Source organism: Wolbachia endosymbiont (group B) of Melanostoma mellinum (assembly GCF_947251465.1).
Lineage (GTDB): Bacteria > Pseudomonadota > Alphaproteobacteria > Rickettsiales > Anaplasmataceae > Wolbachia.
Genome location: NZ_OX366366.1, coordinates 1344219 through 1358639 on the forward strand (window position 1 = coordinate 1344219; position 14421 = coordinate 1358639).

The window sequence follows — 14421 nt, forward strand, 5'->3', positions numbered from 1 at the left end:
GCAAGTTTGGTTAAAAAAGCTCCAATCTTCCTGCAAGTGTAATTTGTTCCACTCTTCCTACTGCCATTTCAGCCCTAGGACTAGCATTACCTGACAAAGAACTTATCACATCTTTGCAGCCCCATTCAATAGCAAAGTGTAAAGGAGCATATCTATTATTGTTCTGTTTACTAACATATGCCCCACTTTCAATTAAAATATCTCTTATACTTTCATGATCGCTAGCAAAATGCAAAGGAGTGCGTCCACAACTATCCCACACATTAACACATGCTCCATGTTCAATCAGAGTTCTTACTATGTTTTCATTATCACTTTCAGCAGCAAAATGCAAGGGAGTGCTTCTATAATTATCCCACGCATCGACATATGCTCCGTGTTCAATTAGAGCTATTACTATGTTCTCATAGCCACTCTTAGTAGCAAAATGTAGAGGAGTGTGTCCATCATTGTTCTGCGCGTTAACATCTGCTCCACATGCAATTAGAGCTCTTACTACACTTTCATTCCCACCTTCGGCAGCAAGATGTAAAGGTGTACATACATCATTGTCCCACGCATTAACATTTGCTCCACTTTCAATTAAAATATCTAATATGCCTTTGTGGTTCCATTCAGCAGCAAAATGTAAAGGAGTGCATCCATCGCTGTCCCATGCATCAACATATGCTCCATATTCAATTAGAGCTATTACTATGTTCTCATAGCCACTCTTAGCAGCAAAATGCAACAATGTAGTTTCTACAGGATCTAGATCACTATGTGTAGTGAATATATGATTGATATTAAATCCACTATCTTCCCACCTCCGTAAATCAATTCTTTCTAATTTTATTTTTATTCGTTCAACTATGTTGTTCTTGCTTAAACCTGAAGTATCATTTATTTCTTCAAGCATTTTTAGAAAATCATCAAGCGTCATAATCTCCACTACTTATTAAAATAACTTGGTTATTATGTTCTTTGACACAAAAATCAAGAACTTTTTATTTTCCTAAAAAATCATTTAAGTTATACTCCGAATCATGAAAGTCAGGCAAAATATTAAGTTTTTTTCTCTATCATTTGTGATTTTGTCTTCTCTATGGATTACATTGTCTGGTTATTTTGAGCCTTTTTTTATTCTCTGTGGAGTATTTTCTTCTGTGTTCACATTGATTATCTTTAAAAGGTTAATTGATGCTGAAAGTGCCCTTAGTCAAATTCTAAATGATAGTGGTAGGCTGTCACTTTATCAGCTTATAAGTTATATACCTTGGCTAATTTACCAAATTATTTTTTCAAGTATTTATGTAACAAAAAAGGTGCTACGATTCAAATCTACAGTTGAGCCAATTGTTATTGTAAGAGAATGCATAGGACATAATGATAAGACCATTGCATTATTTGCTAACTCGGTTACGATTACTCCTGGAACTTTAACTATCAATGTTGAAAAGAAGCAGAAAACATATTTATCTACCATATGTTTGATAGATAAAGATCTTGAAAGTGGCATTTCTGAAATAGAAGGTAAAGTCTTAAAAATGCTACACCTAGTTAAGTAATTGCTTTAAATAAGTTAACAGCGTCTCTGTATTCTCTTCTTAGGCTTTCAAGCATTTCTTTTGGAAGGCTATCAATAACAGTAGAACATAAATAATTGTACAAATCTTCTAGCCTTGATATGTTATTTTTCTTCTTGCTGTTGAATTTGTACGGAAAAATGCCCTCCATAATTTCAATATCAACAACCTTATTTAAAAATGCATTTTCACTTGTTATGCTTATTCTTGTAAGTATAGTATTAATTTCAGGTTCATTACTCGTATAAATATCTGATAATTCTGCCATTTTAATGACGTATAAAGTTACTACTTTTGATAAACAATTATCAGAATATTCACAATTTTTTATTACCTCCCACTGAGTAACCTGAGACTTGCTTGTTTTTGCATTGCTTGGTAATTTATTCATTGAATTTTCTCCATTTAATTCAGTGTAGTAAATTATACTAATACTTTGTTAAATAAATAATAACGCAGCCATAAAAATATGCATTTATTTACCATAAATTGTATAATATTCCTAAAATTAAATGTTAAAGTTACTTCAAACTGAATGATTTCTTTAATTCCATGTTATCCAGCAGTGTAAAATATTGCTACACAATAGTATTTATTCTAAAATAAACTTTCCTTTTGAGCTATTTTATTAATATCCATTCTTACGGCTGCACTAAAATGAAAAAGATAAAACTCGGAATACTAATTTCAGGTAGAGGATCAAACATGCAGGCTTTAATAGAAGCATGTCAAGATCAGAATTTCCCTGCTGAAACTGTGTGTGTTATCACAAATAATAGTGAAGCTGGAGGCCTTAAAATAGCAAAGCAAGCAGGAGTTTCAGCGTTTGTTGTTGAAGATAAGCCACTTGATACTGATAAAATTCATGAAATACTTGTTCAACATAAGGTTGATTTAATTTGCCTTGCAGGGTTTATGAGAATTATAAAGGCCAATTTCCTGAATAAATGGCATAACAAAGTTATAAATATTCATCCCTCTTTACTTCCGTCATTTAAGGGCCTAAATGCTCAGGAGCAAGCTCTGAAAGCGGGTGTAAAAATTACAGGATGTACTGTGCATTATGTTACTCCTGAAATTGATGCTGGAGCCATAATCGCTCAAGCTACTGTTCCAGTATTACCAAATGATGATGTTCACAGTCTCTCAGAGCGCATTCTAGCTGAAGAGCACAAGTGTTATGTGGAAGCAGTAAAATCAATAGCAGAAAGTATTAATTATTGACCTTGAGCGTTTCTTCCAACTTCAACAAAAAATAAATTTTCAGGTTCCAGTAAAGAACTTGCCAGTTCGTTTACTTCCTCTAATTTAACATCATTAATGATATTCGCATAATTATTTATACGGTTAACATCACGATCATTTATCTGCATATTATCTAGCAGCGTTGCTGTATTTGTGTTATTGGACAGGAAAAGGACAAGATTATTTACCAAGCCAATTTTTGCATCCTTGAACAATTGTTCGTCAATTCCTTGCTTTTTTATTCTGCTAAATGTATCTTTTACTGCTGATATAGCTTTGCCAGCAGTAGAACTATCAGTACTTATAAATCCAGATATAATATTTCCATGTTTATTGGTAACATTACGTGCACTAATACCATAAGTAATACCTAGATTTTGTCTCAACTCTTTCATCAGTATTGAGTTTAGACTCATACCACCAAGTGCATCAATTAAGACACCAGCGTTATAATAATTAGGATCTTCATAAGCTATACCTTTTTGAGCAAAAAGTATCACACTTTGTGGTATATCCATAAAAATATTCTTACTTTCTGCAGAACCAAAATTATTTTTTACAGGTATTTTTCTAACTTTTGATCTTTTTGACGGCAATTTAGATAAATATTTATCTAATAGCGTAATAATTTCTTCTTTTTTTGCACAACCAGCAACACTGATAACTATGTTATCTTTAGCAAAATTACGCTTTATGTATGTTAAAACATCGTCTCTAGTAATGCTCATTATAGTATCAAGAGTACCATACACACTTTTTGAGTAAGGATGTTTTTTAAACAATAACGTATCTAATTCTTTTCCAGCAACAAAATAAGGATTTTTTTCAAGATTATTAAAATCAACTTTGGCTTTCTCGAAAACTCTATTCAACCCTTCAGGGTCAACTTTAGGGCGCATTATAGCATCACTCAGTAATGAAATTGCTTCCTCTAGATTGTCAGACAAAGTATTTAATGAAACCCTAAATGCTTCTAAATCAGCAATAAAATTTAAACTAATCCCTTTATCTTCAAGCTTTTTCGCAAAATCTTTGGCATCATTTTTTCCTGCTCCTTCTTGAATTACAAGAGAAGTAAACCAAGCAAGCCCCTGTTTTTCCGCGTTTTCGTGTGCGTAGCCTGCATCTTTGAACGATATATTGAGTGAAACTTTTGGTAAATCGCAATTTTCAACAAATAAAAACTTAAGCCCTTTATTAGTAGTAACCTCCTCTATATTTAGGTAGGTGCTCGCCTGCAAATTAAAGACCAGACAGAAAAAAAGTAGAAATATAAGCTTACTTATTCTCATCATTATTACCTCCTTTTGGTAGTAGACGACCAACTAATTTATTAGTAGAAAAGATAGCGTGAACTTTATTATTTACATCCTCTAGATTGACATCATTAATTTTGCTATATGAAATGTCTATTTCATCAAGTGGGATACCTAGTGCTAGACGTGGTATATAAAACATTGCTACACTAGTTAAATCAGATAGATTATCAAACTGTGCTGCTTTGTATTTAGACTTTGTGCTTTGCAACTCTTCACTTGTTATTTCTTCAGAGGTAAAGTGATTAATAGAATTTTCTAACTCTCTTGCAACAGCATCCAAATTCACCCCGCTTTTTGGAGTTACCCGAATCTCAATGTAACCATTACTAAAAGCTAAGCTGTTATAATAAGTAAACACTTCTACTGCTACATTCTTATCTAGAACTAAATCTTTATATAGCTTACTAGACTTGCCATTCCCCAAAACATCAACTGCCAAATCAACAGGAAAAGTTTCACTTATTTGCTCAAATAAAGGAACACTATAGCGAAAGTATAAAACTGGCTCTTTTACTTCAGTGCTTTCTAAAATTACCGATATATCTGCATTATGTATTGAATCTTGGTTCGGATAATGCTTAACTACAGGCTCAGCTTTAATTGCACCATATTTTTCCTTTGCTAATCCCGCTACTTCTTCAAATTCTACATCACCAACAACGAGCAGTATAGCATTACCTGGATGATAATAGTTATCATGAAACCTTGTTATGTCATCTTGATTGTAAGTTTTAATATCGCTCTCCCAACCAATAACAGACCTACCATAGCCATTACGATAAAATGCACTGTTCATTTCCTCCCATAGTAAAGCTTCAGGATTATTATCAAATCTCATCTTTCTTTCTTCTAATACGATATTTTTTTCTCTATCTATTTTGTCTTGAGTAACATCAAAATTGCCCATTCTATCTGCTTCAATTTCCATTGCTAGTGGTAAATCTTTTTTGAGAACTAATTCGTAGTAGCAGGTGTATTCTTTAGTGGTAAAAGCATTAAATTGGGCCCCAATGCTGCCCAAAGTGGATTCTATGTCTTTAAATTTTCCTGTAGTTTCAAACATTAAGTGTTCAAAGTAGTGAGCCAAGCCTGCTTTGCCAATTGGGTCATCCATTCCCCCAACTTTATATATTATTGCATGAAAAACAGCTGGAATTCGGTGATTAGGTACTACATAAACATCCAATCCGTTACTGAGCTTAGCATGCTTTATGATTTCAGCTTCCAAAGAAATCGGACAAATGAAAAAAAACACAGATAGTATAAAAAAACTAAAGAATTTGCGAAGCATTATTTCATTCCTCATTTTGCTTAGAGATAGACCTATCATATATATACCACTTATATAACAATGTACACATTCCACAAACTATAGATAGATCTGCTAAATTAAAGGCTGGCCAATACCAATCATTGATATGAAAATATATGAAGTCATATACAGCTCCCCAATAGATTCTATCAATTACATTTCCGATCGCTCCACCAATCATCAGAGAAAAACTAAGGTAAATTGACTTATCATTAGATTTATATATCAAGTATGCAAGTATACCAATTATTAATATTGAACATGCTGAAAAAAAGAAGCTGCCATGCGGCAGAGTACTACACATTCCAAAGCTAATTCCTGAATTCCAAACTTCAACTAATTTCATAAAACTAGTAATCTCGATTGACTCCCCCTCATCAATCAAAGAGTTTATATACAATTTACTTGTTTGATCGAATGATACTATAATCAATATAATAACTAAACATATCCTTTTCATAAATTTATCTTTAACTGGTAAGCCTTCATTATATCACGATCTATCTGTTTTGTTAACTCGTTAATACTATGGAATTTTTTTTCTGCCCTAATAAATTTTAAAAGTTGTATATCAACCTTAAAATTGTATACATTTTCGTTGAAGTCAAATATATGCATTTCTACTATAGGTTTTTTTAAGTCCTTAAATGTAGGTCTCATACCAATGTTGACTACTCCATATAGCCAACTTGAACTATTTTCAGAAAATGCAACTTTGGCGTAATATGTACCAAGCTTAGGTTTTATCATGTAATCTTCTATCGGAATGTTTATGGTTGGAAACCCTATTTCTCTACCTCTACATGCACCTTTTGTTACAATACCAGAAACTTGATAAGACCTACCAAGCAATTTATTAGCAATTTCTATTTCGCCTTTTTGTAAACACTCTCTGATTGAGGAAGAAGAGCAAATTTTTCTATCGATTATCAATGGCTCTAATTTAGTTAAAGAATATTCATACATCTGAGAATATTTTTCTAGAGTTAATATGTTACCCAATCGTTTGTGACCAAAAGTACAACTTTCTCCAACAGTTATATGTTTAGCACCATACTTCTTTACCAAAATCTTACCAATAAAGTCATCGCAGCTAACCTCAGAAAAACCTCTATTAAAATTAATAATATACAAGTAATCTATACCATAGCTGCTGATTAGTTCCTTTTTTTGTTCTTGGTCTATTAACCTAAAATTGTTCCTACTAAATAAAACAGTTGATGGGTGAGGCTCAAAAGTTAAAACTGCAGAGGGTAATCCTCTTTCTTGTGCTACCTTCTTTAGATTGGAAATTGCAAACTTATGTCCTAAATGAACGCCATCGAAATTTCCGAAAGTTAGTGCCACATTATCTTTTATCCCTTGCTCACAGTTGTAAATAATTTTCATACAATTTGATATTTTATATATATTTTTTATATATAATAGTTGTATTTTATAAACTATGGAGATAAATCATGAAAAACACTAAAGGAAAAGTTGTAATATATGTGAAGAAGTACTGCCCATTCTGCAAGAAAGCAAAAGAGTTATTGGATGAAAAAGGTGTGAAATACGAAGAAATTGATGTACTTAGAAACTCGGATTTGTTTGACGGTATAAAATCAAAATATAACGTCAGGACAGTTCCACAAATTTTTATTACTGATGAAAATGGTGATTATGTACATCATATTGCTGGATGTGACAAATTGATGGATCTTGAAAAAGAAGGAAAGTTGGATAATATGTTAAATAACAATGAAGATAGCATTAATGCAACAGCTTACACAAGCGGCAGTGATGAACACGAGGGATGTAATATAATACATAATGAAGATTTTATGTGATTTTTTTGTCTTACTGTTGCTGGCATACCCACTTTAAACAATTTTTAATGAATTAAAAATACAATTCATCTAGTGAGTTTTTTTAGTGGGAAAAAATGATAAAAAATATTATAATTGTTAGCAAAAACTTAATTAGTATTGAATTAATTAACAAACAAGATTTAGAGAGTTTCATCAAGATTTTCACAGTGCTTGATAAGCATATAGCAGCTAAAACTCTTTTTACAGAAGAAGTGACAATAGAGTATAAACAACACAATTGCATAGAAGTTGTTGAATTGATAAAAGATACAGGTTTTACATATCATGATGTTGAGAATGTGTTAAATCACCTAAGTAATCATGGAATGAAAGTACCAAGTAGCGTTATAGCAAGCACCCTTTCTTCTTCATACAATCACGCACTTGAGTCTAAGGATGTAGCATTTGCCTGTTCTAAAGGGTTGCCACAATTTTACATCAGGGTAAATAAGAATACCTTTATAATGACTCCTATAAGTGAAGAGAATCTGGAATTGAATTCGCAAAATAGCAAAATGCTTATAGAGTCATTAAAGAGCGAAAAAAGCACTTATGATTGCATAGTGGAAGAAAATATCATCAAAGTTATAGTGCATTCTGAAATACATCAGGCTATAAACTCGATTATAAAATCACTGATAAAGTCTTGCCTTTTAGCAAGAGATGAAGAAGAAAAATTCAAAGAGAAATTGAGACAACTTGCTTTTAAAGATCAAGCTTTTGTTGAGTATTCTAGCATCAAAACCATTCATAGATATCCGAATAACCATCCTCTGAGAAAGCATGAAAGTGTTATTAAAGATATAGAAAATATTTTATGTGATTTCATAATAAATGAGAACAGCGGGTTTGCTATAGAGCGGTTAAATAGACTGGGCTCAGAAGTCTCTCCAAATACTCCAAGAATCATCACTAAAACTATAGATAAGCTTGTTAAGTTTCACTAAAATGTTGTTGGAATGGTTTTAGCCAATGTCTACATATATCTGATTTTTACTGATTGAGTGGAGCAATTGAGCTGCTCTCTGTCATCCCAGCGTTTAACACTGGGATGATTTCGTTGTATGGTATCTTATATAGTGTTTTACAAATTCACATAGCTATTTCAAATTTACCCATATCAATGTCAGTAAATTTATTGAGAAAATATCACTTAGTTCTTTAAATTTATGTTTTTGGATATATATTAATCATTTATTTTCAAAGCCTCAATAAAAGCATTTTGTGGGATGCTTATGTTTCCTACAGAATGCAATCTTTTCTTACCTTTCTTCTGCTTTTCAAGCAGCTTCATCCTTCGTGTGACGTCTCCACCATAGAGCTTGGCTGTTACATCTTTTCTATACGGGTTAATCGTTTCTCTAGCAATAATTTTTCCGCCTACTGCCGCTTGAATCGCGATTTTATATTGCTGGCGTGGTATCAAGTCTTTCAAACGTGCACATATTTCACGGCCTCTTTTTTCTGCCCTGCTTTTATGAACAATGCAGGCTAACGCATCCACAGGTTCTCCATTAACTAAAAAACTTAATTTATCTATCTGACTTTCCTGATAATCGGATATTTCCCAATCTAAACTTGCATATCCCTTGGAAATTGATTTTAGTCTATCGTAAAAATCAAAAACAACCTCAGACAGCGGTAATTTATACTTCAGTAGTGCTGTTGTCGTATTACCAACATAAGATAAATCCTGCTGTTCTCCTCTCCTCTCTTCACACAGAGATAAAATCTCTCCTAAATATTGATCAGGTACCATTATAGTTGCAGTGATCCACGGTTCTTCCACTATTTCAATTTTTGTAGGGTCTGGCATATCGCTTGGGTTATGGATATTTAAAACTTTACCATTTTGTGTTGCAACTTTATATATAACACTCGGTGCAGTTGCTGTTAGATCTAAATCAAATTCTCTTTCGAGTCTTTCTTGAATGACTTCAAGATGTAGCATTCCTAAGAAACCGCAACGAAATCCATAACCTAGGGCATTTGACGTTTCAGCATCAAATGTAAAACTAGCATCATTTAAATGTAATTTTTCTAGTGCTTCCCTTAAATATTTAAAATCATCTGTGTTATTGGGAAAAATACTGCAAAATACTACAGGATGTACTTCTTTAAAGCCAGGTAATGCCTTGCTGCACGGCCTTTTCTCTTCAGTAATAGTGTCTCCTACTTTGCAGTCTGCTACTTCTTTCATTGAAGCAGTTATAAAACCAACTTCACCTGCTGAAAGTTCACCAGTCATAACTTTTTTAGGAGTGAAAATACCGATATTATCGACCTGATATGTAGCATTATTAGACATCATAACGATTCTCATGCCTTTTTTTAGTACTCCATTTTTAACTCGCACTAAAATTACTACTCCTAGGTAAGGATCATACCAACTATCAACTAAAATTGCTTGCAGTGGAGCATTTGTATCACCTTGAGGAGCGGGAAGTTTTGTCACTATAGCTTCAAGTACATCCTTTATCCCAAGACCAGTTTTTGCCGATATCAAAATTGACTCAGTTGCATCAATTCCGATTACCTCTTCAATCTGAAGCTTTATCCTTTCTGGATCTGCAGCAGGAAGATCGACTTTATTAAGCACAACTATTATCTCATGATTATTGTCAATTGCCTTGTAGACATTTGCCAGAGTCTGAGCTTCAACTCCTTGGCTGCTATCTACTACCAAAAGTGAGCCTTCACATGCGGCTAAGCTTCGGCTGACTTCATATGAAAAGTCAACATGACCTGGTGTGTCCATGAGGTTGAGGCAATATTTATTACCATTATTTGCAGTGTAATTGAGTCTTACCGTTTGTGCTTTGATTGTGATTCCGCGTTCACGCTCTATATCCATTGAGTCAAGTACCTGATTGGTCATTTCCCTTGTCTCAAGACCGTTACATTCTTCTATCAAACGATCAGCAAGAGTTGACTTCCCATGATCTATATGTGCTATTATTGCAAAATTTCTTATATTGTTCATAGATCTACTTATTTAAGTAGATCTATTTTACATTTTAAGTATTACAAGAGCAATTACTTATCTTCCTTTTTGCTGAAAACATTAAGCTGGCGTCTGTACTGGTCGGAAGTATTCAGTAGTTGATGGTTGACTCAGTTTGCTACTTGCCTCATTCTTTTCCTGCTTGCATGTTTTTACTGCATCAGCAAGGCTTAGGTAATCATTACCAACTTTAATTCTTACATCTTTATTTTCTTCTAAATCTTTATCATCTGGCTTATCACTTGCTATTTTAATAGTGCCATCGCTATTAGCACTTAATATAATGATAAATTCCCTTTCATCTATATACCAATTAAACTTTATTCCATATTGAGCTGCAGTACCTAAATTATAACACCTCACTCCATTTTTATCTACAAAGCCACAGACAACTTCTTCTTGATCGCCATTTAAAATACGAATTTCATGAATATTGTTTTTTTTACGAAAATCATTATTTAAAAACTCGCTTATCTCAATATTTATGCTTTTACTGTTGTCTTTTAGATTGATTACTGCATCACACAAACTACAATTATCATATTTTTCAATTGATACTGCATCAATAGTGCCGTTTTCTATATACTTTCTAAACTTTTCTTCAATTTTCTTTTCTAATTCTTCTTGCCTTGCTTCATTTTGTTGTTGCATTCCTTTTAGCTTTTCTTCCATTTTTTTCTGAAGTGATTCGATATCACAAATTAACGTGGATTCATCAATGCCGAGTATCACGTATGCTTGGCCCAATCCTGTCTTCAATCCTTCAATTATGATTACCATCTCTAAGATAGACCCTAAGTTTTGATAATGTATATTAATTTTTTCACTACTTAGGCTACCTCGATTGCTATCCCAGTCGATAGCAATGTTAGTAAACATAGAATTAAGGCCTTCATAAATATCTTTCAATAGACTTGATTTCTCTGAGTTTATTCCATCACGTTTAATACTACTAACATAATCATTAAATGACTTTATTTCTTCAGAATATGTAAAGAAACTGTACAGTTCTTTACGTGTTACTCTATCTTGTATTTTTTGTTTTATTTTTTTTAATATCTCACTACTAATACATTTTACCTCATAAAACTATTCAATATTATATACATAAACATTAGGGAATGTTAGCACTTTCTATATGCTTGCGCACTTCCTATTATTCCTTTAACATAGCTGACACTTTTTTTGAATGAGAAATCACTTTATTAATCATATAATTCTCATGATTGTTACCTATTTTAGGCAATTCATACAAATAATTTACCATTATCCCGGCTGACTGACTAATGCCTTTTTCAGAAGTATCAGCCATCCAGTTTAGTTGTTTGATTGATGCACCATTGCTTAAATGAAAGTGTGCTACTGGATCATAAGCACCCCCACCACTGCTTTTAACCTTTAGCAAATAATGTGCACAAAGTTTCAGTAGGGACTGTTTTTCGCATTCAATGTTAGTTTTTATGCTTTCTAAAATTTCTGTACCTGATTGTTTTATATTAAGCTTACCTAATAAAGCTACGTCTTGATTTTTTAGCCATTTTGTAAATCCAGGAACTGGAGAAAGAGTTGCATACACTTTTACGCTTTTAAATTCTTGCGATAGTTTTTCTACGACTCTCTTTATTAAAAAGTTACCGAGGCTAATTCCAGATAAACCAGTTTGAGTGTTTGATATTGAATAGAATATAGCAGTACTTGCACTGCTTGGGTCACTTGAGGGCACTGACTCATCCAAAAGGTGTTGAATACTATCTGAAATCTCATTCATCAATGCAACCTCTACAAAAATTAGAGGTTCGTTTGGTATTTTGTAATGAAAGAAAGCAAAACAGAGACGATCAGAATCTAGCCTATTTTTTAGGTCACCCCAAGAAGAAATTTTATGTACAGCTTCATATTTTATAAGTTTTTCCAACAATGATGCAGGTGAATCCCAGGTGATTTGATGAAGATCAAGTAGATCAACATCAACCAAAGTACAGAGTATATTTTTTAATTCATTTTCTAGTGGGTTTAGATTTTCATATTGGTTCTTTAGCTTAAGCACATCAGAACGCATATCAACAATAAACTTAAGACCTTCTGGTAAGGAGATAAACTGCTTCAATATTTTAGAGCGTGGTGATTCAAGGACTTTTATTAAGTCTTGTTCAAACTTATAGCTCGACTCAGAATCTTGATTTTTCTTATATACTTTTATTTCTTCATCTATTTTCGTTTTATCCGGATTGAACTTTTCTGCCAGGGTTTGTAAAAATTTTATTTGACCTGCCTCTGATAAACTCAAGTACAAATTACCAAGAGATACGGTGTTCTTACGTGCTGAGACTTCACCCCCCTTTGGGTTTAAGCATTCGTTCATCTTCAAGACTAAACTATCGACATCGCGACTACTACTTAAATCAGGGTTAATATTGCCAACCCATGATCTTACAGCGTTTGCTACTTCACCTAGTATCTTAAAAAAGCTCTTTGGTGCTTTCTGATCCTCAACTTTCACTATATCAGTTTTTGCTAATGATTCTTTTGTCATATTTCCTTTTATCGTGTATCTATCTTAATTTAAAGAAAAATCTTAGTCTACAAAGAAGGCATATACTTTCATCACTGCCATTAAGTTAAGGAAAAGTGATGAACTGTATTATAAAATCAGGTAAGATTCACAAATTAAAAGAAGTAATGACATGAGTAAAAAAAAGAATAATCATGTTTATAAAAAATAAATTGATGAGTTTAAACTTTATAAACGCACACAGAGCATCCTCAAAAGACTTCTCACGAAAAAGAAAGCTGCCCTTCGTTAATGTATTTCTCCTGATTTTTAGAAAGAGTGTAAAGTCATTACAAGTGATGCTTAATGAGTTTGTTCTGCATACAAGAAAAGATTATACAATTACGGCAAGTGCATTTACTCAAGCAAGAAAGAAGCTAAAACATACTGCGTTTTCAGAGTTAAATGATGATATAGTTTCCCTATACTACCAAGATCAGGAATTTAAAACCCACCATGGCTTCAGAGTACTTGCATTTGATGCTTCAATACTGATTCTGCCAAAGAGCGACAAAATAATAGGTGAGTTTGGCTCAAGAGCAGTATGGAATGGAATCCAGAGATTTGAAGACTATACAAGTGCAACCTTTGAAGTTTGCTACGATGTGCTAAATAATATTGCAATAAAATCTGTGCTAAGTAGAGGTGACAGCTATGAGGTTGATTTAGCAATCGGTATGCTTGAATCCATAAAATCAGACGATTTGTTAATCTGTGATAGAGGATACGTATCTTATCGATTTCTTGCTGAGCTTACAGGAAGGAAAATCAATTATATAATTCGCTGTTCAAGTTCGTCTTTCAATGAAATAAACACTATGTTTAAGCCGGAAAGCCCATCTAGTACGGTGGTAGTGTCTACCGCACCTATTAAAGTAGCAAGACAGCTACGAAAGCTAGGATTACCTGATGAGATGAAATTCAGGTTAGTCAAAATAATACTTTCTTCTGGCGAAGTTGAAGTGTTAGTAACATCTCTGTTAGATGAGAAACGTTTTACAGTTGAAGAGTTTGAGAGATTATATTACTTGCGCTGGGGAGTAGAAACATTTTTTTCTAGGCTGAAGGGAAGATTAAATTTAGAGAATTTCACAGGAAAAAGTATTGAAACTATCAAGCAGGATTTTTGGTCAACTATCTTCATCAGTAATCTAGAAAGTATCATGATAGAAGATGATGAAGAGACATTGAGCTCACAGAATAGTAAACTAAAAAAAAGCATCAATAAATCTGTCTCATTTAATGCGATTAAAAACTTAGCCTTTGATATTTTTTCTACAGAGTCAGACATAGACTGCATTATGTATCGACTATCACAGTTATTTTTGATGAACACTTTAGTGGTGAGAAAAGGGAGAAGAGTTGATCGTCATAAGATATCTGATATTCGTTCACTCAACTACCAGAAAAGAGCTAGAAAACATGTGTTTTAAATTCAAGATATCTTTTCAGTATCATTGCATTAGTACATTCTTTGCAAAATAACCTGCAATTATTACTTTTTTAAATAACTTGCACTTTTCAGACTCCCTTTTCTTAAAAATTCACCCTAGTATTTACCATAATTATCAATCA

The 14421-nt window shown here is 32.9% G+C and carries 14 protein-coding genes; 5 read left to right on the forward strand and 9 right to left on the reverse strand.

What is annotated here, in order from left to right; genetic code table 11:
- Nucleotides 1-10: 10 nt before the first annotated feature.
- Nucleotides 11-922, reverse strand: a complete 912-nt coding sequence (locus OPR42_RS06240) for an ankyrin repeat domain-containing protein (RefSeq protein WP_007301945.1) — start codon at nucleotides 920-922, stop codon at nucleotides 11-13.
- A gap of 103 nt (nucleotides 923-1025) precedes the next feature.
- Between OPR42_RS06240 and OPR42_RS06245 the strand changes: the two genes are divergently transcribed.
- Nucleotides 1026-1547 (forward strand): Na+/H+ antiporter subunit E, encoded by a 522-nt coding sequence (locus OPR42_RS06245; protein ID WP_006015458.1) that lies wholly within the window; start codon nucleotides 1026-1028, stop codon nucleotides 1545-1547.
- Here the strand turns inward: OPR42_RS06245 and OPR42_RS06250 are convergent.
- Nucleotides 1540-1956: a hypothetical protein gene (locus tag OPR42_RS06250; protein ID WP_007301944.1), complete on the reverse strand. Its 417-nt coding sequence runs from the start codon at nucleotides 1954-1956 to the stop codon at nucleotides 1540-1542. The two genes, OPR42_RS06245 and OPR42_RS06250, sit on opposite strands and share 8 nt — an antisense overlap.
- A 266-nt stretch (nucleotides 1957-2222) precedes the next feature.
- Between OPR42_RS06250 and purN the strand changes: the two genes are divergently transcribed.
- Entirely contained in the window at nucleotides 2223-2789 is a 567-nt protein-coding gene (purN, locus tag OPR42_RS06255) for a phosphoribosylglycinamide formyltransferase (protein WP_265014650.1), read from the forward strand.
- On the opposite strand, the gene OPR42_RS06260 is transcribed toward purN, so the two are convergent.
- From OPR42_RS06260 to ribF, 4 genes are read right to left on the reverse strand one after another with little or no spacing between them, the layout of a single operon-like run.
- Nucleotides 2783-4102, reverse strand: coding sequence for a M16 family metallopeptidase (locus tag OPR42_RS06260; protein ID WP_265042380.1), 1320 nt, complete (start codon nucleotides 4100-4102; stop codon nucleotides 2783-2785). The genes purN and OPR42_RS06260 overlap by 7 nt on opposite strands.
- Nucleotides 4089-5420 (reverse strand): M16 family metallopeptidase, encoded by a 1332-nt coding sequence (locus OPR42_RS06265; protein ID WP_265031111.1) that lies wholly within the window; start codon nucleotides 5418-5420, stop codon nucleotides 4089-4091. The genes OPR42_RS06260 and OPR42_RS06265 overlap by 14 nt, the downstream gene beginning before the upstream one ends.
- Nucleotides 5421-5424: 4 nt before the next feature.
- Nucleotides 5425-5901, reverse strand: a complete 477-nt coding sequence (lspA, locus tag OPR42_RS06270) for a signal peptidase II (protein WP_007301940.1) — start codon at nucleotides 5899-5901, stop codon at nucleotides 5425-5427.
- Complete coding sequence (gene ribF, locus OPR42_RS06275) at nucleotides 5898-6830, reverse strand: riboflavin biosynthesis protein RibF (RefSeq protein WP_019236620.1); 933 nt, start codon at nucleotides 6828-6830, stop codon at nucleotides 5898-5900. Before ribF ends, lspA begins: the two co-directional genes overlap by 4 nt.
- A 68-nt stretch (nucleotides 6831-6898) precedes the next feature.
- Here ribF and OPR42_RS06280 point away from each other — a divergent pair, with 68 nt between their 5' ends.
- The gene (locus tag OPR42_RS06280) at nucleotides 6899-7270 is read left to right on the forward strand and encodes a glutaredoxin (RefSeq protein ID WP_006015443.1); all 372 of its coding nucleotides are present in this window, start codon (nucleotides 6899-6901) and stop codon (nucleotides 7268-7270) included.
- 95 nt (nucleotides 7271-7365) lie between these two features.
- Nucleotides 7366-8238, forward strand: coding sequence for a hypothetical protein (locus tag OPR42_RS06285; protein WP_007301937.1), 873 nt, complete (start codon nucleotides 7366-7368; stop codon nucleotides 8236-8238).
- 239 nt (nucleotides 8239-8477) lie between these two features.
- Here the strand turns inward: OPR42_RS06285 and lepA are convergent, their stop codons facing one another.
- The 3 genes from lepA to OPR42_RS06300 all read right to left on the reverse strand — a co-directional run bounded on the left by lepA (nucleotide 8478) and on the right by OPR42_RS06300 (nucleotide 12828).
- Nucleotides 8478-10274 (reverse strand): translation elongation factor 4, encoded by a 1797-nt coding sequence (gene lepA, locus OPR42_RS06290; RefSeq protein ID WP_265042139.1) that lies wholly within the window; start codon nucleotides 10272-10274, stop codon nucleotides 8478-8480.
- Nucleotides 10275-10355: 81 nt separating this feature from the next.
- Nucleotides 10356-11174, reverse strand: coding sequence for a hypothetical protein (locus OPR42_RS06295; protein WP_265042140.1), 819 nt, complete (start codon nucleotides 11172-11174; stop codon nucleotides 10356-10358).
- Between the two features lie 277 nt (nucleotides 11175-11451).
- On the reverse strand, nucleotides 11452-12828 hold the full coding sequence (locus OPR42_RS06300; protein WP_265042141.1) for a malonyl-CoA decarboxylase: 1377 nt from the start codon (nucleotides 12826-12828) through the stop codon (nucleotides 11452-11454).
- A 173-nt stretch (nucleotides 12829-13001) separates the two neighbouring features.
- On the opposite strand from OPR42_RS06300, the gene OPR42_RS06305 reads away from it, so the two are divergent.
- Nucleotides 13002-14279 carry an IS4 family transposase gene (locus tag OPR42_RS06305; RefSeq protein WP_265041416.1) on the forward strand — a complete coding sequence of 426 codons (1278 nt, stop codon included), beginning with the start codon at nucleotides 13002-13004 and terminating at the stop codon, nucleotides 14277-14279.
- The last annotated feature ends 142 nt before the right edge of the window (nucleotides 14280-14421 follow it).